The sequence below is a fragment of the Saprospiraceae bacterium genome, assembly GCA_016716185.1.
Classification (GTDB): Bacteria; Bacteroidota; Bacteroidia; order Chitinophagales; family Saprospiraceae; genus Vicinibacter.
Map to the genome: position 1 here is coordinate 1,363,248 of JADJWV010000002.1, position 25,792 is coordinate 1,389,039.

15 protein-coding genes and 1 other RNA gene are annotated in these 25,792 nt (G+C 41.2%); 11 read left to right on the top strand and 5 right to left on the bottom strand.

Annotated features, from left to right (window positions below):
- Positions 1-468 precede the first annotated feature (468 nt).
- On the bottom strand, positions 469-3,756 hold the full coding sequence (locus tag IPM34_07200; GenBank protein ID MBK8955327.1) for a HAMP domain-containing histidine kinase: 3,288 nt from the start codon (positions 3,754-3,756) through the stop codon (positions 469-471).
- A gap of 93 nt (positions 3,757-3,849) precedes the next feature.
- On the opposite strand from IPM34_07200, the gene rnpB reads away from it, so the two are divergent.
- An RNA gene (gene rnpB / locus IPM34_07205) (RNase P RNA component class A) lies at positions 3,850-4,206 on the top strand.
- A gap of 489 nt (positions 4,207-4,695) precedes the next feature.
- Here the strand turns inward: rnpB and porV are convergent.
- The gene (porV, locus tag IPM34_07210) at positions 4,696-5,931 is read right to left on the bottom strand and encodes a type IX secretion system outer membrane channel protein PorV (protein MBK8955328.1); all 1,236 of its coding nucleotides are present in this window, start codon (positions 5,929-5,931) and stop codon (positions 4,696-4,698) included.
- Between the two features lie 108 nt (positions 5,932-6,039).
- Positions 6,040-9,885, bottom strand: coding sequence for a type IX secretion system sortase PorU (gene porU, locus IPM34_07215; protein ID MBK8955329.1), 3,846 nt, complete (start codon positions 9,883-9,885; stop codon positions 6,040-6,042).
- Positions 9,886-9,941: 56 nt separating this feature from the next.
- Between porU and IPM34_07220 the strand changes: the two genes are divergently transcribed.
- The 3 genes from IPM34_07220 (at position 9,942) to murF (ending at position 13,900) form a co-directional block, all read left to right on the top strand.
- Positions 9,942-10,991 carry a PorP/SprF family type IX secretion system membrane protein gene (locus tag IPM34_07220; protein ID MBK8955330.1) on the top strand — a complete coding sequence of 350 codons (1,050 nt, stop codon included), beginning with the start codon at positions 9,942-9,944 and terminating at the stop codon, positions 10,989-10,991.
- A 66-nt stretch (positions 10,992-11,057) separates the two neighbouring features.
- A complete protein-coding gene (locus IPM34_07225) occupies positions 11,058-12,560 on the top strand; it encodes an SUMF1/EgtB/PvdO family nonheme iron enzyme (GenBank protein ID MBK8955331.1) in 1,503 nt (500 codons plus the stop codon).
- Between the two features lie 62 nt (positions 12,561-12,622).
- Complete coding sequence (gene murF, locus IPM34_07230) at positions 12,623-13,900, top strand: UDP-N-acetylmuramoyl-tripeptide--D-alanyl-D-alanine ligase (protein MBK8955332.1); 1,278 nt, start codon at positions 12,623-12,625, stop codon at positions 13,898-13,900.
- Here the strand turns inward: murF and IPM34_07235 are convergent.
- Positions 13,890-14,918 (bottom strand): hypothetical protein, encoded by a 1,029-nt coding sequence (locus IPM34_07235; protein MBK8955333.1) that lies wholly within the window; start codon positions 14,916-14,918, stop codon positions 13,890-13,892. The two genes, murF and IPM34_07235, sit on opposite strands and share 11 nt — an antisense overlap.
- Before the next feature lie 68 nt (positions 14,919-14,986).
- Between IPM34_07235 and IPM34_07240 the strand changes: the two genes are divergently transcribed.
- From IPM34_07240 to IPM34_07250, 3 genes are all read left to right on the top strand, one after another.
- Positions 14,987-16,204, top strand: coding sequence for an amino acid dehydrogenase (locus IPM34_07240; protein ID MBK8955334.1), 1,218 nt, complete (start codon positions 14,987-14,989; stop codon positions 16,202-16,204).
- A 139-nt stretch (positions 16,205-16,343) separates the two neighbouring features.
- Positions 16,344-18,326: an OmpA family protein gene (locus IPM34_07245; GenBank protein MBK8955335.1), complete on the top strand. Its 1,983-nt coding sequence runs from the start codon at positions 16,344-16,346 to the stop codon at positions 18,324-18,326.
- Positions 18,327-18,467: 141 nt separating this feature from the next.
- Positions 18,468-18,992, top strand: coding sequence for a dihydrofolate reductase (locus IPM34_07250; GenBank protein ID MBK8955336.1), 525 nt, complete (start codon positions 18,468-18,470; stop codon positions 18,990-18,992).
- A gap of 155 nt (positions 18,993-19,147) precedes the next feature.
- Here IPM34_07250 and IPM34_07255 read toward each other — a convergent pair whose 3' ends face one another.
- A complete protein-coding gene (locus tag IPM34_07255; protein ID MBK8955337.1) occupies positions 19,148-20,374 on the bottom strand; it encodes a 2-oxo acid dehydrogenase subunit E2 in 1,227 nt (408 codons plus the stop codon).
- Between the two features lie 129 nt (positions 20,375-20,503).
- Between IPM34_07255 and recR the strand changes: the two genes are divergently transcribed.
- From recR to IPM34_07275, 4 genes are all read left to right on the top strand, one after another.
- Positions 20,504-21,127, top strand: coding sequence for a recombination protein RecR (recR, locus tag IPM34_07260; protein MBK8955338.1), 624 nt, complete (start codon positions 20,504-20,506; stop codon positions 21,125-21,127).
- Positions 21,124-23,055, top strand: a complete 1,932-nt coding sequence (locus IPM34_07265; protein ID MBK8955339.1) for a glycosyltransferase — start codon at positions 21,124-21,126, stop codon at positions 23,053-23,055. Before recR ends, IPM34_07265 begins: the two co-directional genes overlap by 4 nt.
- 3 nt (positions 23,056-23,058) lie before the next feature.
- Positions 23,059-24,246: an amidohydrolase gene (locus tag IPM34_07270; protein ID MBK8955340.1), complete on the top strand. Its 1,188-nt coding sequence runs from the start codon at positions 23,059-23,061 to the stop codon at positions 24,244-24,246.
- 179 nt (positions 24,247-24,425) lie between these two features.
- A complete protein-coding gene (locus IPM34_07275; protein ID MBK8955341.1) occupies positions 24,426-25,697 on the top strand; it encodes a sigma-54-dependent Fis family transcriptional regulator in 1,272 nt (423 codons plus the stop codon).
- Positions 25,698-25,792 lie beyond the last annotated feature (95 nt).

Consider the following 25,792-nt stretch of genomic DNA (forward strand, 5'->3'; position numbering starts at 1 on the left):
GTTTACAAATTTATTATAAATAGCCGAGGGCTCGTAGTTTTTAATTCCCGAATTCATTGAACTGATCCCAATGGGTATTGTCTTTGGAGCGAAACCCCTTTGAATTGAATTTAACTAATTGGACTTATTTGAAATTGGCGAAACTGAAAATAAGACAAAAAATCCTAAGTAAAAATGAGAAATAGAATCCATAAATACAATACAAATCATTTCATTCAAATGAAATGAATGTACTCCTTAGATAATCCTTCCGATCCGAAAATGAATTCATCAACACGGCAGAGCGATCGCCGCAAGGAATCTCTTTACGTAGGCACCAAAGTCACTTAAAGCAATAGACTGATCGGGCAAGGCATCACTTTGGACCAAAAACAAATTAAATCAACGGTATGGAGTGTGTCCAAAGGGATCAGTCATCGTTAAAATGAAAAAATACTGAACCAGACTATTCCACAACGTACGGCTGAATTATATATCATCATCTTCCGTTTCCACGATGCGCATCAAGGGAAGCTCCACAAAAAAACTGCTACCTTTTCCGGGTACCGTTTTAAAGTAAATTTTTCCATTCGCCAGTTCGATGATCTGCTGGCACATGGCCAGTCCCAATCCGGTTCCCGAGCTCTTCGAAGTGAAATTGGGAAGAAATACTTTGGATTGCATTTCTTCAGGAATACCGGTTCCATTATCCCGCACACAAATAATGGCATTTCTGCTGCTTGAGTCCATACTGATGAGGATCTGCCCTCTGCGGGTGTCTGGAATGGCCTGAATGGCGTTGTTGATCAGATTATTCAATACACGGATGACCTGATCTTTGTCTGCATAGACATACAATTCATCAATAGGTACCGTTAGATGTATATCAATATCATCCCTTTTTCTGAACAAATCATGTACTGAAGCCAGGATTTCATTCAGGATCAGTTTTTCATTTTGTGCCTGTGGCATCTTTGCAAAATTGCTGAACTCCGTAGCAATTTTAGTCAGACTGTCGATTTGCTCGATCAGGGTATGACAAACCTTTTGCGCCATTTCTTTAATATCTTCTGAACCGGTCTTGATGGATTGTTGAAGATACTGTATAGAAAGTTTCATGGGTGTGAGTGGATTTTTTATTTCGTGCGCGACCTGCTTAGCCATTTCTCTCCAGGCAGAATCCCGTTCTGTTTTTGCCAGGAGTTGCGCACTTTCATCCAGCTGATTCACCATCTGATTGTAATTCTGAATCAACTCTCCAATTTCATCTTCGCTTTTCCACTCGAGTACTTCGTTTGTTTTTCCAAGCCGGATGCTTCTCAGTTTATCAGTCAGGCTTACCAAAGGAGAAGTAATGGAATTGGCCAGTAAAGTGGCAAGACTTGCTGCGATGAGAAAAAGGAATACATAAATATTAAGCAACGTGTTTACCAAATTGGCAAGCCGGGTACTGTAACTCATTTCCCGTGTAGCCAGGGCTTCGACCTGCAATACTCCGGCACGTCGATTGTTGTAAAAAATATTCCTGTAAGCATACAACTCATCCGGCAGATCCGATTTTTTCAACACAACGATGTCTTCAGCATAAGGCGGATACTGAAAGTAAAAGGCGGGGTTCAGCAATTGAATGGAATTCTGATAAACCGTTGATGCATTTCTGTCCTGATCTTCAAAACCATTTTCATGAAAAAACCGGATGTCGAAATCGACCATCTGGCTGGTTTGTTTGATTTGGGTTCGCATAATAATTTGAGCATCTTCCATGTTATTGGCATTTCTGATGGTAGATTCTAAAAATCCGCTCAGATTACTGGTCTTGCTGATCAAATTTTCCCTGAAAATTTCATTCTCCGATCGCTTCGTAAAGAATACAGTAGTCAAGGCGATGATCAGAAAACTGATAACAATGCCCAGGATGACATAAAATTGGATCCTGTTTTTCAGTGAAGGCCTTTCCGGGAAGCTGATCTGTAAATCTTTTGGTAAAAATTGAAATCGCTGATGAATTAAACTGATCAGATACGAAATCACGATCAATAGGGTAAAGAGATAGGAAAACAAGGAAATGCCTTTTAAACTCGATTCAAGTGGATTGCTGAGAATGAGTAATTGGTTTTGCTGAGGTTTGACGTATAAGATGTCTTTGCCTTCCAGATTGATATGTCTGATGCTATCCTTTCTTAAATAGTTTAAGGATTGTTCGAAATTCGGTTTGTATACATTGCTCGAAAATTTTAGCAACTGGTCTTCGTAAAAATAAAAATCATATTGATTCGTATTGCAGTTTTGGATGAGATCTGCAAGGCAATCCGGGTTCTTATCTTCAATACATTTTACATACGTAGAAACCAATTGCTCCTTGACATAACGTTTTTTCTGATTTTGAAAATGAAAGATCAAACTCGCATTTAAAATACTGATCACGATGATCCAGGAGATCAGCCACAGAATATTTTTTTGATAATCCTCATTGAAAAAATCCTGCATCCAAATGATGATGCTGGCGCCCAGTAAAAAACTGGCCAGGCCAATTTCCAGTTTCGATTGTAAAATAAATGGAGTAGCTATGATGAGTGCTGCCAGAAAAATTATAAATCGTTTGCGAAATTCCAATTGGAAACTGTCTGTACTGGTTGTCAGCTTATTGGTAATGAGAAATAAGGCCAATAAAACGGTCAACAAATCGAATAGCAGGATAAAGTGCTGGATGTTAAATGAGAAAATATTGCTGAGGTCAAAATAATAATCCGATCTGATGAAGACTGCGCTGAAAATAAAACAATAGATAACCAGTGCAAAAAGTGCAATTAAAAAATTGAAAAGTACTATCAGATTTGCAGCCCAGGATGGTACCGCCAGTTGACTGATTTGTGCATATTTGTAAAAGAAATAACTCAGGTGAAAAAATAAACAGGAAAAAACCGTAAATTCAAATAAGGTATAATTGTAGAACCTGGTATGAATTAATTTATCGGTGAGAAGACTGTGGTAAAAATCATTTTGATGAACGATCCATTGGCACATGCTTGCGGTAACGAGGACTCCAAAAAGGAGGATCATGTTGCCCCAGGGATAATTTTGGTTGGTATAGAAATGTCTGGATACTTTATGTACAGGAATGTAAAATAATAATAAAACAAAAAAGTAAAAAAGGATCAGCACATTGCCATAAACAGGGGCCAGAAATGTGGCATCTGATTGCAGCAATCCCAATATTTTATTAGGTTCGGTTGGGGCTCTGATCGCAAGTCCGCTGCCCGATGTTTTTTCTGTAGCAATATGAACGTGCACATAGGAATGGTTGACAGACTCGAGTGGTTGATAGGACACCAATGTGTAGGGGGTGCCTGATTTACTGAATTGAATTTTTTTAACGATAAAATATTCATCCAGTTGTTTCATGATTCGCAATCCATTGAATGGATTTTCCGGATTCCAGATTTCTTTTATAAATGTTGCTTCTCCGCTCCAATACCGCGTAATCTGTTTTTCAAATAAAACACAATTCAAACCCGCTTCCTGGACCAGAAAATGTACTAATCTGGAAGGATCATAATAATTGCTGTCTGTTTTTTCAAGCAATCGCTGAATGGTTTGCGATTGATTTTGTTCGAGCTGGTGAAACTCGGAGAGCTCCTTCTGAATCTGATTTTTAACCTCATGTCGATAGTCGTGCTGAAATCCCGGGTAAGCCCATTCATAGACTTTTCCCAGGGTCAGCAACAATAACGAAGCCGCCCAGAGGAGATAGGCATTTTTAAAAACAGAAGTATTCACTAACGAAATAAAGGTAAAATTAAGATATAATACATGATATTATATCCTAATGTGTTTATACACAGGCTCTGCTGCTTAAAAAGGCATAACTTTGTGCCTCCACGTCTTATCGCTCCGGCACGTCCGGAGAGGAAAGTCCGGACAATGTAGGGCAACCGCACCACTTAACAGGTGGCTCAGAAGCAGTTCTGACGAGAGAGTGTCACAGAAAATTACCGCCCTGAAAAGGGTAAGGGTGAAAATGTGTGGTAAGAGCACACGCGGAATTCAAGCAATTGCTTTCCGGGATAAACCTTGCGGATTGAAATGCCATGTATATCCATTACCGGAAACGGTCCTCTGGCCCTGAGGTGTTTTTAACAGATGGAGGGGTAGGCAGAGCAGATAAATGATAAGATGCTGTTGCAATCGCAGCAGTAACAGAATCCGGCTTACAGTGGAATTTTTTGGCAGGCTTCGCGGCTTGCCTTTTTTAGTTGGTAGAGGGATAGATGTTAGTTGATAGAGGGATAGATGTTAGTTGATAGAGGGTTAGATGTTAGTTGATAGAGGGATAAATGTTAGTTGATAGAGGGATAGATGTTAGTTGATAGAGGGATAGATGTTAGTTGATAGAGGGATAGATGTTAGTTGGTAGAGGGATAGATGTTAGTTGATGGAGGGATAGATGTTAGTTGGTAGAGGGCTAGATGTTAGTTGGTAGAAGGATAGATGTTAGTTGATAGAGGGTAAATGTTAGTTGGTGGTTGGATAGAATAAGGAAGATGATAGGACAGTTGAAAAATTACAACTTTGTGCTTTTCGCTTAAAGCTTTAAGCGTCTTGGGCCATCAGGAATTAGCAATTAGGAATTAGCAATTACCCTATACCCTTTAGCTTTTCGCCTTAAGCCTTAAGCCTTAAGCCTCAAGCCTTTCGCCTTACGCCTTACGCCTTTCATTACTCTTCCCCTCCACTCTTAGCAGCGCCACCATCAAAGTCATAGCTGATTGAAAAACGGACAGTATTGGCAAGCGGGCTTCTGTTGTTAGTGGCTGGAATCAAATAGGAGAGATTGAGTCCGAATACATTGTATTTTACACCACAACCCAGTGTGAGAAATTTTCGGTTTCCTTTTAATTCGTGTTCGTGAAAATATCCTGCGCGAACTGCAAATTGTTTGTCGTACCAATATTCAAGGCCAACGGAATACATGAGCTCCTGAATTTCTTCGCTGAATCCACCTGGCGCATCGCTCAGGGATCCGAATACACCTTCAAACAAGCCTTTTTCGCGATAGTCTGCAATTTTATTATTGTCTGTATCGTATTCAGGATCTCCAGGTTTGCGTGGACTCGGGATCAGCAGTTTATTAATCTCAATTGTAGCTGTTAAAGAATTGTAGTCGTCAAAATTCATTTCATAAGCCGCACCAATGGCAAGGTTGGATGGGATGAAATCTTTTACAACGCCTTTGGTATAGGTGACTTTTGATCCAAGATTGGTAAGCGCAACGCCCGCATTGAGGTAATTCCTGCGTCCGCTGGCTCCGAGTTTGTTGCGGTAGAATAATCCTATGTCGGCAGCAAAAGTTTTAGCGGTGGTAATGGTGAAGGCCCCGAGGGTTCTGCCAGTAGCTAAATTGGAATATGCAAATTTTGCACTGAGGCTGGCCGAAAAAACATCGGATAGTTTTCTGGAATAAGCAGCAGCTATTTCCATTTCATTAGGCTGGCCGGTACCTATATCTACTCCGTTTTCATCCCTGAAATCAATTTTACCAAGAGAAAAGTAACGAATGGATGCACCTACAGTTTGAAATTTATCGAGTTTGTAATAACCGCTGGCATATAACAGGTATATGTCATCAATACCGAGATTTCTTAACCAGGGTGAATAGGTGATAGCTACACCGAGATTCTGATCCGAAAATGCCAGTCTCGCTGCATTGTGGTGCATGGCATTTGGATCTGCGGTCAATGCAACGCCCGCATCTCCGAGTCCGCCGGAACGGGTATCGGGGTTGATGCGCAAAAAGGGCATGGCGGTGAGTATGGTATTTTGAAGGCAATCTCCTGTACTGTTGTCAACAATACAACCTCTGTTGGGGTCCCAGGTCTGGGCATTCAACAAGGGCATGGAAACTGCAGACAGGAAAACAAAAAGACTAATTCTGAAAGGGATTGAGATATTCATAAGATGCAAAAATAAGACGAATTTAAATATTAACCTTTACGATAATGTGTACCAAAAGGTTTCTTCATGCTTGAAATCAAGGAATAAACTCTAAAACGGCTTGATTTATTATTTTAACAAGACCAATTTTTGCGGTAAGGACTGTTTTTTCAGCAATTCTTGTCCGTTTTTAGCTTCTATATTGATTTTATAGGTATAAACGCCATTCGGAATTTCCGATCCTCCGTCGTCCCGGCCATCCCATTGCATGCTGATCACCCGGTAACCGTTGTTCAAAAATCGCTGCTTTAGCTTCCTGACGCCTTGTCCGGAAATAGCACGAATGTCGATCTCAACATCCATCTGAGTAGACGAGATATTGGTCTGGAATTGAAATTTTGTGTAATCATTGAAAGGATTGGGATAATTATACACATCCCTGATGACCAAATCATTTTCGTCAATCACGACAAATTCTACCGTGCCGGTTCCAAAATTGTTGGCAACATCCCAGGCAGTTACCGTGATGCTGTGCTTGCCAGCCGAAAGTTGAGGAAGCAGATACAGTACTTCTCCTTCCAGCGGATTGTTGAATTGAGACGTATAATACTGGTTTAGCACAATTGGATTCCTGGTATTCTGATCGATCACCGCAATGAGATCATGCCCAATGCTATTGCCCGATATATTGATTCCACTATCATCGCTGATTTGTGCATAAAGCTTGGGTTCTGGTCCGCAAATACCACCAGATATAAAATTAGCATCGTTAATAAATGCCTTGACGACCGGAGGATTGTCGTCAACAAGCGTATCCGAAGAAACGCCTCCAACGATAAACTGGTTTTCGTATCCGGCAGCATCCCTGCTTTTCTCATCAGTTGCATACAAGCTGATTTTTCCTTTACCAAATTCGTAATTGATGTCTTTTGGAATTTTAAAGCTAAAAAACCAATTTCCATTTTCGACATTGACCAATCCTTTGTAAATAATATTTTTCTGGATGCTGAACCGATCTTCAAAGGAACCCGGGTCATTGGCTTTAGTGCGCAGTTCGATTTCTTTATCAAAAACCGTAATGTAAAGTTTTCCGTTAAAATCACTCTGCAGGACATCATTCTGATCTGTAACGACACCACGCACATTTACGCGCTCCAATGCACGGAAGGTATCGACTGCGGTGCCAATGGGTTTGTCGTTGATCGTTGTCACTTTGTTTTTGTACAAAGGGATCGCAAGATGTTGTGCGGGATCACCAAATAATAAAAATTTTCTCGAATTCACAAGGATGAATCCCGATGCGTGTTCGTTTTTGGCACGGCGCATGATTTCGCCAAGGGGTAGGGGCTTCCCATTTTCAAATTGGAATAGCAATTTATAAACAGAAGAAGTCAGGTCAAAATTATCATCGCTGTAAACAGCTCGCACTGTAGAAAACAAGGCAAGAAATCCACCGTTCGTATTGTGCAATCCTTCTTCGCCAGCATTGGTTTTTGAAGGATCGTCGTAACCATTGAAAGTACAGGAGGCCACTATGACAAGTGGTAGTTTGTAATAATTTTCGAGATTTGGAATTTCATTGTTTTGGAATACGCGTTCTTGCGCCAGGCCTGTATATCCGCCGTGGCCCAAATAATTCATGACCAATGTACCCTGGAAGAACGAATTGGCAATGGCCTTGTTGACTTCGGGATAACGCTCTCCACCCGGAGTAGTCGTCTGGGTAAATGCGTCCAGATAAATTTTTTCCTGATTAAAAACCGGATTGGCTTCTGCTGTTTTCTGGGCAATGGTTTCTGCTTGATGGAAGTGGATGTTTGAATCTTCATCATCGGCAGTGTATAAGGTATTTAATTTCCATTCCCCCATGGTCTTGGGATCTTTGTCGTATCTGATTATTTTATTCACCAGATTTTTTGCTTCACTGCTGTCCCGTGCGACCAGTCGTCCAATGTTGATATCCAGTTTTCCGGTCAGATTTTTACCTTCTCCCGGATCAAGCAATCCAAAAAAGTCATCGCTGGGAAAAGAGGTTATGGGATCCAGGCTTTCATCGGTTTCGTAACTTACTATAAAATTTTCGTCGGGGTCTTTTTTATTGCGATACCTCAAATCATAACTGCCGTCGCCAAACAAAAGGAGGTATTTAAATGTCGGATTCCTCATATAAAGCATTCTGCAAAAATTCCGCAAAGCTGCCGGATCCTGAGAGCCTGATGAAAATTCATTATAGATCTGTTTGATCTCTACTGCCGCGACGCGAAGTCCCGAAAATTGTGCCCGGTGTGATTGCAGTTCTTCTGCTTCGTTTTTAAAATCAGAATGATAGATGATCACCATATCGATCTCATCCAATCCATGGAGATTTTGGTTGCCGGAGCTTCCCAGATAATTAGGAGCCGGATATGTAGATAGTTCATCAAATACTAACAGTTGTTTGTATGCATTCCGCGTGGGGACCGAAAACTGTAATAAATCACCTGATGCAGGTAAAGGCTTGATCATATTAATTTCCAAGGGATCGGTGATGTCCCACACAAGTTTGCCCGTTCCGGCTTTTTCCACTTGAAACCGGGTTACGTCCTCTTGAAATGACACGGGATCCAGTATATAGATGGGTTTATTGGAAGATGAATTCCAGAGGAGTTTTCTGAATGCAGAAATTCTAAAATAATCCAGCCAGCCTTCTGAAGTGATTCCGTTTATCTGGGGGTATCTGATTTTAGCTTTGACGAGATCGCTTACCGGTTGAAATTCGTCGGTGCGTTTGGCCACATTGGCAAACCTGCTGATGCTGCTGATCACCACCTGAAAAATGGACTGAGAAACCGATTTGTCTTCGACTTCGGCGATCACCGTGCTGCTCGAAGTAGATCTTCCCGCAAAGGAAAAGCTGAATTTTGCTTTCTGATTCAGATCAATATTTTCAAAAATGAAATGATTTCCAAAATCAAATTCTCTGCTGTTGCTCAATTCCTCTCCGTACCAGTCTTTTCCAGAACCTTCGCCACCCGGATCGAGATCCAGCAAATTGACCAGGTCATTTTCATACTGAATAAAATCATAGGTCTGTGTACTTGTATAAGATGGATTCATAGCTGATTCAATAGCTGCAATTCTTTTAGCATTGGAGCCGTCCAACCGGATGTAATACACCGATTCATCCATGTAAACATTTTTTCTGTAGTTGTAATGATGTGTTGCAGGATCGTATTGATACGTATCAGGTCCATCTGCATAAAACAACATGAAATCTCCATCATTAAATACACCATCGGACTCCCCTTTAAAATAAACTGCATTTTCTTTCAGGTCATCTATAAAAACATCGTCGTTGGATTCCGGAAGCATTTTTCCTCCATTGCCGAACAGTTGAATCTTTCTGGGGTCGATGGCATTCACATCGACTTTCATGACATTCGAAAAGAACGAACGGTCCAATTTGTACAATCCTCTTTTAGGAATACTTACTTTATGCCAGATTCCGGAAGAAAGTGCTGAAATTCGGGTAAAATCAGGTCCGGGAAGAGGACTGAATTCTGGAATGAACTCATATTCTATTTCAAAGTTGTACAATAAGGATAATTTTGAGTCCTCCGATTTTCTTAAAGGCATAACTTCAATAATACCAGTGAATGTAGATCGCGATTCGAGGACATAGGTGTTCAGGACATAAGCATCTTTGATTTCATTAAATTCAGAACCTGTAAAAGATGCATCCTGAGCTACTTCATTTTTCAAAATCAACTTTGCTTTGAGGGTGCCTTTTTGATTGAGTTCAAACTCATATTTAAAAAATGGAAGGCGGTTTTCGCCTGCTTTTCGATGTGCATTTTCAAAATCTAAATATTGTATCGTATTACCATTTGAGGTAAATGCCTGGAGATCCCATTTCAGTGAAAATTCAAGTTTATGGGTTTGCGCATTTAAAAAAAAGACAGACAGGAATAAAAAAGAGATAATTTTGAACTTCATACGTTTACAATAAAAAGGATTTTGGATTGGTTTTCAAATATAACAAGAACGATTGAATGATTGAATTATTTCGGGGGATATGCTACTTTAACGATTTCAGGAAATGCCTGATTTTAACAATATGTATTTGTTTAAGTCAAATTCAAGCTATCGGGCAGGACCCAATTTTCAGCCAGTATTATGCCATGCCTATGCATATCAATCCCGGATTCAGCGGGATCAGTTATGCGCCTCGTATTGAACTGATATACAGGAACCAATGGCCCGCACTCGTGGCCTCCTCCCCGGCTTATGTAAGTTATGCAGTGAGTTACGATCAGTTTTTTGAAAAAATGAACAGCGGTATTGGTTTTCAATTGATGGCTGATGATGCCGGTGCCGGACTCATTAAAACCATAAAAGGTTCATTTACTTATGGATATCAAACCAGGATCAGTAAGGACAATTATCTGAGAGGGGGTATTGAACTGGGTCTGGTTCAAACCAAATACGGCTGGGATAAATTCATTTTTGGAGATCAGCTCGATCCCGAATTCGGAGCCATTTCTCCGGGTGGTACTCCGTATCCAAGTCAGGAAATCAGACCCGATAAAGTCCAGAGTACTTACCTCGACATTGGTACCGGTTTGCTTTATTTTAATCCCTATTTCAATATTGGCTTTTCGGCCAAACACATCAACAGTCCGGCCAATGACATCATCAAGGTGAACAGCTCCTCTTATAGTGGAATTCCCATCCGATGGGTCCTTCATGGAAGTGCGCGTTTGCCCGTATCGGGAAGTTCTGCGAAGGCCACATACTTAAGTCCATCCATCCTTTTTGCCCGGCAATCTGAATTTTTACAGATCAATGCCGGAGCTCAAATTGAAATGAGCACGGTTTTTGGAGGACTGTGGTACAGGCTGGCCAGAAACAATTCGGATGCCCTTATTGCAGTGTTCGGAGTGAGAAAAGCTGCCTGGAGGTTTGCGTACAGCTTCGATTATACGACTTCTGCTTTGGGAATCAGTAGTGGAGGCAGCCATGAATTGAGCATTGGATTGCATCTCGAAGAGGTAATCAAACGAAAAACCAATATAAGTGACTGTTTTGAGGCGTTCAGGTAGAAAAAAATTCTTTTTTGTACAATAAATTCTTGTTTATCTTTGTTCCCCTAAAAAGTAAGTAGTAGGATGAAAGGCAAATTATCTCATTTAGTCTTTCTGCTGGGCTCGTTATTATTGTTAGGAGCCTGCAGTAAAAGAAGTTCAGACGAATCCTCAGCCACAGGCTGGAAGTACAATGACCCCAAATGGGGTGGATTCGAAAAAGTTGATTATCAAGGCCAAATAACCGGACCAAACCTGGTACTCATCGAGGGCGGTACCTTTACTATGGGCCTTACTGAAGAAGATGTAACCTATGAATGGAATAATATTCCCCGAAGGGTTACCGTATCATCCTTTTACATGGATGAAACCGAAGTTTCGAACATCAATTACCGGGAATACATTTACTGGTTAAACAGGGTGTATAAATCTTATCCCGAAGTGTTCCGTCAGGCACTTCCAGATACATTGGTCTGGAGAGAAGAACTTGCCTACAACGAGCCTTTTGTAGAAACCTATTTCAGATATCCTTCTTATGATGAATATCCGGTAGTAGGTGTAAGCTGGCTTCAGGCAGTAGAATATTGCAAGTGGCGGACAAACAGGGTGAATGAAATGATCCTTATTGAAAAAGGGATCCTGAACCCCAATCCTGAGCAAGTCGATGCCGATAATTTCAATACAGGCTCTTATCTGGCTGGTCAATATCAGGGCAACGTGCGTAAAAATCTGCCCGATATTCAAACCGGAGGAGAAAGACCTGTTAAATTTGAGGATGGTATCCTTCTTCCCGAGTATCGCCTTCCAACGGAAGCTGAGTGGGAATATGCTGCTTTGGCTTTGAAAGGAAAACAATCTGAAAACAAGGACGAACTCATCACCGACAGGAGAAATTTCCCCTGGGATGGTGCAGGTGCCCGTTACAAAAGAAGAGATAAATACATGGGTCAGATCCTGGCCAATTTTAAAAGATCTCATGGGGACTATATGGGTATGGCTGGAAAACTCAATGACCACGCGCATATTGCAGCTCCTGTAAAATCTTATTATCCAAACGATTTCGGTCTTTACAACATGGCAGGAAACGTATCGGAGTGGGTTACAGATTTATTCAGGCCACTAACTTCTACCAGTTTAAGGGATGTCGAAAATCACGACCTGAATCCTTTCCGCGGTAATGAATTTAAAGAGTTGATTCTGGACGAATCCGGCAACCCCGTTGAAAAAGACAGTATAGGTCAGCTGACTTATCAGATCGTTTCGGATTCTGCTGTAGAATTCCGTGAAAACTACAATAAAGGCGATGTTAAAAAATACCGCGACGACGACGATGAACTCATCAAATATCAGTATGGAAAATCTTCGTTGATCAATGAAAAATCACGCGTGTATAAAGGAGGATCCTGGGCTGATCGCTTGTTCTGGTTGTCTCCGGGAGCAAGAAGATTTAAGGATGAAGACAAATCCGACCGCACCATTGGTTTCCGTTGTGCAATGACGCGTACCGGCGGACCTGAAGGCAATGACGATGCAGGCGGACTCGAATTTAACCGAAAATTACCATCGACAAAGAGAGACTATAAATAAATAGCAGTCATTTCTAAAAAAACAATTAAACTCACGGCATTATTGGTCGTGAGTTTTTTTTTATGCCGTATTCTGAGTCATATACAAGATATCTGGAGCAAGACCGGAAGATATTTACAGACAGCAGACAGGTCATTCCCGGAGGAATATTTGTTGCTTTGAAAGGTCCCCATTTTAATGGAAACCAATTTGCTGCGGAAACCTTGTCTAAAGGTGCTGCATATGCAATCGTCGATGAAGACATCCCGGCAGTTCCGGGTATAATCCGGGTTCAGAACTGCCTTCAGGAATTGCAGGCCATGGCTGCATTCAACCGGAAAATTAATGCTGCCCGCATCATCTCCATTACCGGCAGCAATGGGAAAACCACCACCAAGGAACTGACCGAGAGAATTTTCTCATTGAAATACAACACGATTGCTACACACGGAAATTTAAACAATCACATTGGACTGCCTTTGACCCTTTTGAGAATTACTGAAGAAACAGAAGTAGCGATTGTAGAAATGGGTGCAAATAAACCCGGTGATATTGACGAACTCTGTCGCATAGCAGACCCGGATCAGGGTCTGATCACCAGCATCGGAAAAGCACATTTGGAAGGATTTGGTTCCTATGAAAATATCATAGATACCAAACTCGAACTTTTTCGATACCTGCAACAAAAAAAAGGACGATGTTATTTCAATCTGAATGACCAAGAAATTCGTAAAAAATTTTCGAATGAGGAAAATCAGCTCAGTTACGGAGATGAAAACCTGAATCCCATGTATGCAGGCAAACTTCTAAGGGAATTGCCCGATATATGGATGGAATTTAAAGGTATGCGGATACATTCCGTGTTGATGGGCAGATATAATTACGACAATATACTTTCTGCCTGTGCGCTTGCATTTGCAAATGACATTGCATTGGAACAAATTAAAGCAGGGATAGAATCTTATGTTCCCGGGAACATGCGTTCTGAATGGATCGAAATAAATGGCTGTAAAATTTTACTCGATGCCTACAATGCCAACCCCAGTTCGATGCAGCAAAGTCTGAAGAGCTTTTCCGAAATGGATCATCCGGAGAAGTGGCTGGTTCTTGGAGAAATGGCAGAGTTGGGAGCATATTCAGAACAAGAGCATAAGGACCTGATGAAATTGGCTGCTCTGGGAGACTATCGCAAAATTTTATTTATTGGTAAAGCTTATGAATCCGTTGCAACCGATGATCGCATTCATTTTTTTGACGACCGCGAAGCATGTAAAAAATGGCTGGATGACCATTGGCCTGCCGCATCCATGATGCTCATTAAAGGTTCGAGATCATCCAAACTCGAACAACTTATCCGTTGATTTTTTCAAGAATCCGTTTTGGGATTTGTTCTTTAGCAGTGAGTTGGTATTCTTCGTAGGTGCAGGGAATCAATTGATTTGAAAATTCATTATCGACCAGGGGTTCCTCAAACCACCATTTGCCGGATTGTTCTGATTTATAAAAGTTTATTACGTAATCGATGCTGTGCAGATGAACCTGATAATTTGTCAATTGCCCCTTTTGGACAGCCTGATCTACTTGTTTCAAATGGCAACCTTCCCAATAGTACCAAACCATCTGTGCAACCAATTCTGAAGTTACTCCTCCGTGATCTCGTTGGTAATCCCAATCGGAGATCAGAAAAAGTTTATTGCGGTCAGATAATCCTGCCATTCTCGAAATCGCAGCAGCTTCTTCTGCATGCAATCCACTGGGATGTTGAGAAAAATTGGCCGGACAATCTGAAAATCGAATTGCATTCAAATCGAAATATATAATTTCTGATGATCTGATATACGGATCTGCGCATTGAGAATTGCTTCGCAACTCTCCAAGACGGATGGAATGATTGCTGGTTTGAATATCAGATTTAGAATAATGCCTTTGAAGTCCGATGAAATGCATTTCCTTCATGTACATGCAATGTGGATCCAGATTAGTAAAGGAAGAAGTTTGTTCGCTGATGATGCTTAACCGGTAGGGGTTAAAATGATTAGCCCACTGATTTTGCATTTCTTTTACCCAGTCAATGCCTGCTCCTGTGAGAATCACTGTTTTTTGTAAAGAAAACATCAGATGGTAAAGCATTGCAGCGTTTTCTTCCATTTTATCGGGATACAATTCACCTCCGTAACAAATCCCGGTTTCTTCAAACCACTCTGCAGAGAGACTTTCTAAATTATTCATCATCGGACTGTTTGCCGAAGCATGTGTATTAAAAAGTATCCATTTTGAATTTGGGTTAAGGTAGTAATTTGCGTCTTGTTTTAAAAAAACAGCAGCCAATTCTGATCTGGAATTGAAAAGCCCGGAGTTAGAAGAACCAAATGATTGCATAAAATAAAATTGAAGTACAAATATACATATTAATTTTTTATTTAATATGTAAACCTAAGTTTAAGAGTATGGATGCTTTGGAAAGGTATTTAAGTAAATCTCCTGAAATTGTTTTTGAATGGAACGATAGCCTGACCTCCGCAAAAGGGTGGGCGGTGATCAATTCTTTGAAAGGTGGGGCAGCCGGAGGCGGCACGCGCATGCGCAAAGGCCTTACTCAAATGGAAGTGGTTGAACTTGCCAAAACGATGGAAGTAAAGTTCAATCTATGTGGACCGGGTATCGGCGGTGCCAAATCCGGGATTGACTTTGATCCGCTTGATCCTCGCAAAAAAGAAGTCTTGATGCGCTGGTTTAAAGCGGTTGCACCCCTGTTAAAGACTTACTATGGAACAGCCGGAGATTTGAATGTCGACGAACGTATGGAAGTGAGTCCAATCCTAAATGAAATTGGGATTCAACACCCTCAGCAGGGGGTTCTGACGGGTCATTATGCTTTGGATCAGAATCAGAGTGCTGAGCGTCTCGAACGATTGAAAACCGGAACCTCATTAAAGATAACAGATCCCCATTTCACCCCGGAGAACAAAGCGGGGGCTTATACCACGGCAGATCTGATTACCGGATACGGCGTTTATGCTGCTATCAAAGCTTACTATAACCGATTTGCTCAAAATGGCATTCAAGGAAAACGATTTTTTATCCAGGGTTGGGGAAATGTGGGAGCTGCGGCCGGTTGGTACCTGGCGAAAGAGGGAGGTAAAATTGTTTTGATTCAGGATAAGTCGGCCTATTTTATAGATGAAAATGGAGCTGATTTTCAAAAAATTGAGCAATTGTTTACCGGAAGGGTAGCCAATACTTTACCGGATGGGGAAGGAGAACCAGGACAATATCCGATGGAACTATTAAAAAACCTGAAAATTGATGCCTTTGTTCCGGCAGCCGCATCGCGACTGGTTACAAGGAAGCTCGCCGAGACCTTGATTGATAGTGGGCTGGAACTTATAGCCTGCGGTGCCAATGTTGCTTTTGACGAAGATGCAATCATATTTGGCAGCTTATCGAAGGCTCTTGATGAACGAGTCGCGATATTGCCCGATTTTATTGCCAATTGTGGGGTTGCCAGACTTTTTTCATACCTGTTGTCCGGTCAGGGGAAGGTAGACCAAAGATCCATTTTTGAAGATGCATTTGGATTGATTTCCGATGCCGTGGAGCGCATCACTGAGTCGGGTCAAAAGCATCGAAATTTGATTGCCAATGGCTTGAAAATATATTTGTAATTAATTCTAAGTCATTGAAATAAAATACATTATAAATTTTAATATTTTTTTATATTAAGTTTAGGCAAAATGGCGGGGTTTTTGCATAACTTTGTTAGGACATATGTTATGCCCGTATCCTTTGACCAAAGTTCTCCGAATGAGGCTAAGATTAACCACATACTTTTTACTGCTGATTGGTGTAAGCTTGTCTTACGGACAAAGTACAGCCGTCCCACCTGATACAACGGCGGTAGATTCTTTCAAAGCGGGCCGGACTCCTCTACTCGAGGAAGATACCCAAACAGATATTGAAGTTGTGCCCCAAAAGGATGAAATGCAGTCGGCACCTGTTCAGTCAGAACCTACCCAGAATAGTCAACTGATCATCCAAAATGATCAGAATGCAAATAATCCACTAGGCACAATAACATTAGATACATCCAAAAATAATGCCCAGGCAAATGATCCCAATTCACTTTGGAAATCGGGCAAGTCGAAATATCCGCCTAAACCCAAACACATGTGGGAAATCGGATTGGGCGTAGGAAATTATTTTATCAGTGGCGATGTCGATTACTGTTTGCCAGGTTATGGATTTGCATTGCACGTAAGAAGGGCTTTGCATTATGCATTTTCCATCAGAGCTGAAGTTTTTTATGGGATTGCATACGGTCTGGAACCTCAACCTTACAGCAGTTCTCTCGATAATGAACAGGAGGTCTTTCAGGGTTATGGCACCAATTCCGGTGGTAATGCATGGTTTCCATCTTACCGGACGAAATACCTTTCAGCTTCGCTGCAGGGAGTACTCAATATTGGGAATATTCTTTTTCATAAAGATCGCAATGTCTGGAATTGGTACATGTTTGTTGGATTGGGTTTGGATCATCACGTCACCGAGCTCGACCTCAAAGATGAATATGGGGTTTATACCAATTTAGTAGGCATTACAAATTTTACAGTCGACCGATTCAATACAAGTAAAGGCCGTTCAGAGATCAAAGACAAACTGGAAAGCATTTACGACGGGAAATACGAAACCAGGGCACACGAACAAAATGGTATTTTCAGATTTGGAGATGACTACAATTCGCATGTTTTGTTTCAGGCAGGAATCGGATTGGCAAGAAAAATTAACAGACGGATTAATATTGCAATAGAACATCAAATTGGCTTAACAGATAACGATTATCTGGATGGAATTCGCTGGAGAACCAACCTGGATCAGACCACAGAAAACGATGTGCAACATTTTACCAACTTAAGGCTGGCTATCAATATAGGAAGTTTTAAAAAGAAGAAAGAACCATTGTATTGGTTAAATCCTTTGGATGCCGTTATGCAGGATATTGCGGATTTGAAACAAAGACCTGTTTACGATCCGACAGATACAGACAAGGATGGAGTCATTGATTTATTGGATCAGGATAATGAAACGCCCGAAGGAGCAGCAGTTGATACTAAAGGATTAGCGCTCGACAGTGATAACGACGGCATACCCGATTATAAAGATGCTGAACCTTTCTCGCCTCCGGGCATAGCTGTTGACGAAAGAGGAGTTGCCAAAGTAAATCCACCGCTTGGCGAAGGAGATGTAAAAAATATTATCGATAAGCGATTTGGAATTCCCCCGGGTACTGCAGATGGCGATGCAGCTCATGTATTATTGAGTAACGTAAAATGGTTCCTGCCCATGGTTCATTTTAATCTCGATGAGTATTGCATCAATGAAAAATATGCACCTCAGTTTGCCAATGTTGCTCAGGTAATGAAAACACATCCGGGATTAAAAATAACCGTACACGGTCACACAGATATCAGACATTCCAACGCTTATAATAAAGTATTGTCCTACAACCGCGCCCATGAAGCGATTGAATACATGGTCAATACTTACTGCATTGCCAGAGATCGATTTATTCTGATGTACGGAGGAGAAGAACAACCCCTGGGTGGACACAAAGTTAATCATGGAGTTAACCGCCGGGCCGAATTCAGAGTGGCTGCTCCGGATGACATTGAAATGCCTAAGCCGGATGGTCCTCCTGCCGGACAATGCCATAAAAAGAGAAAAGCCAAATCTTCATCGACAGAAAACAACGAAGGAGGTTCCGGCGAAGAAAAGAAATCGGGATTTTAATTTCGAATTTTTCTAATTAAATTTTCTTCAGCAATATTCTTTAGATTCCATGCCATGTGAAGTTGCAGTGGACGGGTCTCTATTCGTATTTCTAAATCCACCAATTCCTAAATGAAAAATGAATTTCGTGTAACGATTCATATGGTTTCAAGCCTTGATGGAAGGATTGCTAAAAAAGACAATAGTATATCGTGGTTTGATACATCTCATCCATACGGCCAGGGAATTGACGCACAAGATCCTGAAGAGTTTCTTAAAACGATCGATTGCTACTTGATGGGTGCACGGACCTATGAACACGCTTTGGAACTTTCAAAATCTTATGGCTGGGTTTATGGCGACAAGCCGACAATTGTATTGACCAATCGAAAATTGCCAACCGACAGATTAAATATTGAATTTTATTCGGGAGACTTGAAAAAACTTGTTTATGATCGCCTGAAACCAACCTATAAAAATGTTTGGGTAGCTGGTGGTGCCATGCTTGCAAAAGAGTTAATCCGTCAGAGATTGGCAGATGAAATTAGAATAAGTATTTTACCAATTATTTTAGGTGAAGGACTTTTGTTTTTTGATAACATCGGACAAGAACTAAAAATGCGTCTGAAAGACACAGCAGCATACAAGAACGGAATGGTAGAATTATGCTATGAAATTATAAAGTAGCATATAGCAAAGGACCGCTAACAACTTTTATTTGTATCTGTAAACGAAAGGTGGGAAGCACAATTCTTAAAATACCTATAAAACGCAATGCTTAAATAATTTCTGGCGATCCTAAATCGCTAATTTCTCAAAGCTCTAAACCATATAATTTTCAATTACAACAACATGCTTACAGGTTGTTCCAGTAAATTTTTCAAGGTCTGCAGAAATTTTGCTCCCGTGGCTCCATCTACAGCCCGGTGGTCGCAAGATAAAGTCATCTTCATACGACTGGAAATCGCCAATTGATCGTTGACCACTGCGGGTTTTTTCTGTATGGAACCAACGGCAAGAATGCAGGCATCCGGCGGGTTAATTATCGCAGTAAAATGTTCGATATCAAACATACCCAGATTTGAAATGGTAAATGTATTGCCTTGCATTTCATCGAGATTCAATTTACGTTCTTTGGCCCTGGTTGCTTTATCACTTATTTCTTCTTTCAGCGTCAGCAAAGTTTTTTGGTCGGCATTTCTGACCACAGGAACTACCAGTCCATCCTCTATGGCCACAGCCACACCAATGTGGACATCTCCATGATAGACCATTTTGTCACCCATCCAGGAAACATTGACCCCCGGATTACTTTTCAAAGCCAATGCGCAGGCTTTTACGATCAGGTCGTTGAATGAAATTTTCACCGGAGAGATCTCATTGAGCTGCGTTCGCGCCTGGACACAGGCATCCATGTTGACTTCTGTAGTTAGATAGAAATGCGGCGCAGAAAATTTGCTTTCCGCCAATCTTCTGGCGATGGTTTTCCTCATTTGACTGAGGACGACTTCCCGGTCCCCAATTTGTGTGGTCTGAATGGAAATGGCGCCTACACCTGGTTTGAAGTTTTCGACATCTCTTCTTACAATTCTACCATGTTCGCCACTGCCTGTTAGATTTTCCAGCGGAATTCCCATTTCTCTGGCCATGCTTTTGGCCAGAGGGGAGGCTTTAATTCGTTGGTCGGGATCTGAGACAATGTGCAGAGGGGTTATTTCTTCTTGATTTTGAGAGGAGAACCTTGTTTTATCAATGTTTTCAACAAACGGAAGTTTATCTTTCCTTGGATCGGGGTTAGCGGATGAAATCTGCAACAATTGTTGGAAATCTTCTGATGCCTGTCCGATTACAGCGATGATCCCATCGACAGGCACGGGTCCTTCCTGAACTGCAATGTGCAATAAGGTACCTTCTTCAAAAGCTTCGAGATCCATGGTAGCTTTATCAGTCTCCACCTCAGCCAATACATCGCCTGGTTTTACCTTCTCCCCGACTTTTTTAGTCCAGCCTTTAATAAATCCTTCAGTCATGGTGTCTGAAAGCCTGGGCATTTTAATTACAGAAGCCATCTCACTAATTTTGAGCAAAATTAAGCCTTTCTTTTTGAATTCTTCCAAAGGGTTCAATTAGCCAATTTGCTATTAAAATTCCCAATAAATCAGTAGTTTATGAATTATAATAATGTTTAATTTTAGGCCATGAATCAAATTTCAAAAATTTTAGAAGAAGCCGTGGTGGCATTGAGTGGTTTGCCTGGAATTGGAAAAAAAACGGCACTTCGGCTGGTATTGCATATGGCACAGCAGGATAAAGAAAGAACAAGACAGCTGGCAACTGCCGTAGAACATGTCGCATCCCATTTGAAATTATGTAAAAGTTGTTTTGCTTACAGTGACCACGATGTTTGCGCCATTTGCTCGAATCCGGTTCGCGACAGCAGTCTTATTTGCGTAGTGGAATCCGTACGCGATCTTTTTGCAATCGAAGAGACCCAAACGTTTAAAGGTAAATATCATGTATTGGGAGGATTGATCTCTCCATTGGATGGAATCGGACCCGATAAGATCCATATTTCATCTTTGTTTGAAAAAATAAAATCCGGCCTGGTTAGCGAAATTATTCTTGCGATCCGTCCAAATATCGAAGGCGATACCACCGCATATTACATCCACAAGAATATGCCTGATTCTGCCGTTAAATTAACAATGCTTGCCAGAGGAGTTTCATTTGGTTCAGAATTGGAATATGCGGACGAACTTACGCTGAGCAGGTCCATTTCTAACCGAACTGCTTACCAACTTTCAGACAACGCGATCGGGTGAAACTCAGCATCATCATTGTTAATTACAACGTGCGCCATTTTCTGGAGCAATGCCTGAATTCCGTTTCTAAAGCTATTTCAAAAATTCAGGCAGAAATCGTAGTTGTGGATAATGCATCCATGGATGACTCCGTTGAAATGATTGAAAATTTATTTCCGCAGGTCAAACTTATTGCTTCAAAAAAGAATCTTGGATTTTCAAAAGCCAATAACCTGGGTGTGCAAGAAGCAAAGGGAGCGTACATCCTTATTTTAAATCCAGATACCATACTCGAAGAAGATTGCCTTGTAAAGTGTTTGGAATTTTTTGAAAACCATCCCGACGCCGGAGCGCTCGGAGTGAAGATGCTGGATGGTGCTGGACATTTCCTGCCCGAATCCAAAAGAGGATTTCCGGGTTTGTGGAATTCATTTTGTAAAATGTCGGGCTTGTACAAATTATTTCCGGATTCGAAGATTTTCAATGGCTACTATCTCGGACATTTGTCCAGCGATAACACTCAAAAGGTTGAGGTTTTGTCGGGTGCTTTCATGATGATGAAAACCGAATTGTATAAACAATTGAATGGATTTGATGAGGCGTTTTTTATGTATGGCGAGGATATCGATTTGTCATATCGGATCCAGAAAGCCGGGTACATCAATTACTATTTTCCGGAAACAACCATACTGCACTTCAAAGGAGAAAGTACGCGTAAATCCAGTTTGAATTATCTGACCTCATTTTACAACGCGATGATCATATTTTCATCCAAGCATATCAGTGGCGGTCATAAAACCCTTTTTGTATTCTTCCTGAAAATGATGATCTGGATGAAGGCTCTGCTAAGCGCTGTTAAAGATCTCGTTTTGCAGTTGCGAGCAACCCTGGTCGATATCTTATTCCTGTGGTTGGGATTTCAATTGATACGGAATAGCTGGTCGAAGTGGTATCACGGATCTTCCGGTTACCTCGATAATACGGCAACTTTGTTCAATACAGGTCTGTTTATATTTATCTGGATACTTGCTTTTTATTATCAGGGTGTTTACGAGAAAAAATTTACATTTAAGGATCTGATCATTGCATCCATCTGGGGTTTTTTTATAAATCTGATCATGTATGCATTGCTTCCTGAAGAGTGGAGGGCATCGAGAATGCTGTTGGTGTTTTCATTTTTTTATGTGATTGCTTATTCGATTCTCAGCAGATTGATCTTTAATAAACTCGTTTTGAATCGATGGATGATCGGTTCAGATCATACAGTTCAGGCCTTGGTGATTGGAGATGAAACTCAATTTGTTAAAGCCGAGGATATGGTCCGCCATATGAAACAACAAATAAATCTGATTCACAGGACAACGGATACCATGAATGCTTATTCGGAAGAGATGTGGAAGGATTTTTTAAGAATTCATCGGATAAAAGAAGTTATCCTTTGCGAAAAGAACATGTTGTGGAAAGAAATTTTGGGATTTATTGCCCGCTTCCGTGGCCAGATTGATTTTAAAATTCTGACTTCAACCGGTAGTGGAATTGTAGGAAGTTCTTCAAAAGACAAACCAGGAGATATTTACGCATTGGAACTCGATTATCATCTGTCGCAACGCGTATTTTTGAGACAGAAGAGATTGTTTGATGTATTGTTTTGTTTTATACAACTTTGTTTTATTTGGATCCTGCTTTTCTTATTTAAAAATAAGAAGCAGTATGTCTTCAATATTTTGAAGGTTCTTTTCAACCGACGGACCTGGGTTTCTTATCAAAGCGAAAAAGATTTGAATTTGCCTGTATTGAAACAAGGAATCCTAAGTGTTTTCAACAAGGATGCGTTTCAATATGCGGATGAAATAGAAATTCAAATGTTGCATAATTATGCATGGAATTATACGGTTTGGATGGACCTCGATATTTGCCTCAAAGATTTTATAAATTTGGACCGGAAATAAAAAATGGAACGTCGGCCGCATATCAACAAACTAAAACAACTGGCAGGATTACTTCAAGATCAGCTTGTAGATTGGAGGCGTCACCTGCACAGTTGGCCGGAATTGTCGTTTCAGGAAGAGAACACATCGGCTTTTATTCAGAAGATTTTATTGAAATACGGGATGGAATTCCAAACGGGAAAGGCACAACACGGAATAGTAGGCACATTGAAAGGAGGGCGTCAATCTGATCGGGTCATTGCATTACGTGCTGATATGGATGCATTGCCTATACAGGAAATGAACAGTTGTTCGTATGTTTCTAAAAATGAAGGAGTCATGCATGCCTGCGGTCATGATGTGCACATGACTTGGTTGCTTGGTGCTTTGGTTTTACTACAGCAAATGCAATCGCAGTGGTCGGGTGTTGTTAAATTTATTTTCCAACCCGGCGAAGAAAAATTGCCTGGAGGTGCATCTGTGATGATCAGGGAGGGTGTTTTGGACAATCCCAGGCCGCAGCTTATCATCGGGCAACATGTACAACCTGGAATGGCAACAGGAGTCATTGGAATGAAAGCGGGTCAGTTTATGGCCTCATGCGATGAATTGTATATAGACATTATTGGCAAAGGCGGACATGCCGCTTTGGCACATTTATGTGTGGATCCAATTCTGATGGCTTCAGAAATTATACTTGCTTTGCGCAAGCTGGTCAATGAAAATCACACGGATGAAAATCCAATTGTTTTGAGTATTGGAAAGTTCAATTCGACAGGGGGTGCCACCAATGTCATTCCCGAACAAGTAAAACTCGAAGGGACCTTCCGGTGTCTGAATGAAGAACTGCGCTATAAATTGCATACAGAGATCCGCAAGGTAGTTCAGGCGATTTGTACTGAATATGGAGGTCATGCAAAGGTTCAGATTGATTTGGGATATCCAAGCTTATTAAACGATGTACGGGCTACTCAACAATGCGCTGAACTTGCCCGCCATTTCCTGGGCGATGAACAGGTCGAGAATTTATCGACTCGAATGACTTCGGAAGATTTCGCATATTATTCAAGAGAAATACCGGCTGTATTTTACAGAACTGGAATTGGGAGGGAAGTGTCGGTTCATAATCCGCATTTTGATGTGGACGAAAAATGCCTGCCGGTCGGAGCAGCCCTTATGGCCTTTTTGGCTATGAGCGTGGAACCCGCCTGAGACCTTGAATTCCAGGCTCATAAACATTTAAATTTTATCATGTTAGGATTCGGAGCCATTCTTAGAAGTGAATTTTAACAATACATATAAAATATTTTACTAATTTGTAACTAAATATCAACCAGAGTATTATTTTTGTCTTTTAAACTACAAGGTTCAAATAGAAGTCGACTAAAGGCATGGCTAGAATTTTAATCGTAGATGATGAACAGGCCATACGGAGAGCATTAAAGGATATCCTTTTGCTCGAAAAGTATGAAGTAGAAGAGGCTCTGGACGGTCTGGATTGTCTGGTAAAACTCAAACAGAAGGAGTTTGATGTTATTATACTGGACATCAAAATGCCGAAAATGGACGGTATGGAAGCACTCGATAAGATCGAGCAACTGGCTCCCGATACACCCGTAGTGATGATCAGCGGACACGCAACGATCGATACCGCAGTGGAAGCGGTAAAGAAAGGAGCATTTGATTTTATTTCGAAACCTCCCGATCTCAACAGGTTGTTGATCACCATTCGCAACGCTATTGATAAATCTTCCCTGATTTCCGAAAAGAAAGTACTCCAGAAGAAAGTTTCCAAAATTAAGGTTCAGGAAATCGTTGGTGAATCCAAACACATACTTAAGGTCAGAGAAACGATAGATCTGGTTGCTCCAACCGATGCCAGAGTGCTCGTAACCGGACCCAATGGTACGGGTAAGGAATTGGTAGCCCGTTGGATCCATGAAAAAAGCAATCGCAACAGCGGAAGCATCGTGGAAGTGAATTGTGCGGCGATTCCGTCTGAGTTGATCGAAAGTGAATTATTTGGTCACGAAAAAGGATCTTTTACTTCAGCCATTAAGCAGCGCATTGGAAAATTTGAACTTGCCAATGGCGGGACTTTATTTCTCGATGAGGTGGGGGATATGAGCTTATCGGCACAAGCGAAAGTGCTGCGTGCATTGCAGGAAAACAGGATCACCCGTGTTGGAGGAGATAAAGAAATTCCGGTAGATGTGCGCGTTATTGCAGCAACCAACAAAGACCTCCGGGAAGAAATTGCAAGAGGCAGGTTCAGAGAAGATCTTTACCACCGTCTGGCCGTAATTATTGTCGAAGTTCCCTCGCTCAACGATCGCAAAGACGATATCCCATTGCTGGTTGATTATTTTGTCGATCTGATTTGCTACGAATATGGAATGCCGGTCAAAAAAGTTGAAGATGCTGCAATTGAAGAACTTCAGAAATACAACTGGACGGGCAACATTCGCGAACTGAGAAATGTCGTGGAACGATTGATCATCCTCTCTAAAAATAAAATCGGGCGTAAAGAAGTATTGGATTACGTCATTCCGGCCAGTCAACGCAGCTATCGGTTCCGCGAATTGTTTGAGCAATTCGACAACCTTCAGGAACTCAACGACTTCATCAAAAAAGAATTTCAGGCCTTTAAGACTCCTGCCTGAGAAATTTAGTATCTAATCGGGATTTCATTCTTATATTGTTCTGATAGAATTTCTATGGAGCCTTATTGTGCAAGGTTCATTTCATTTTTTCTGCT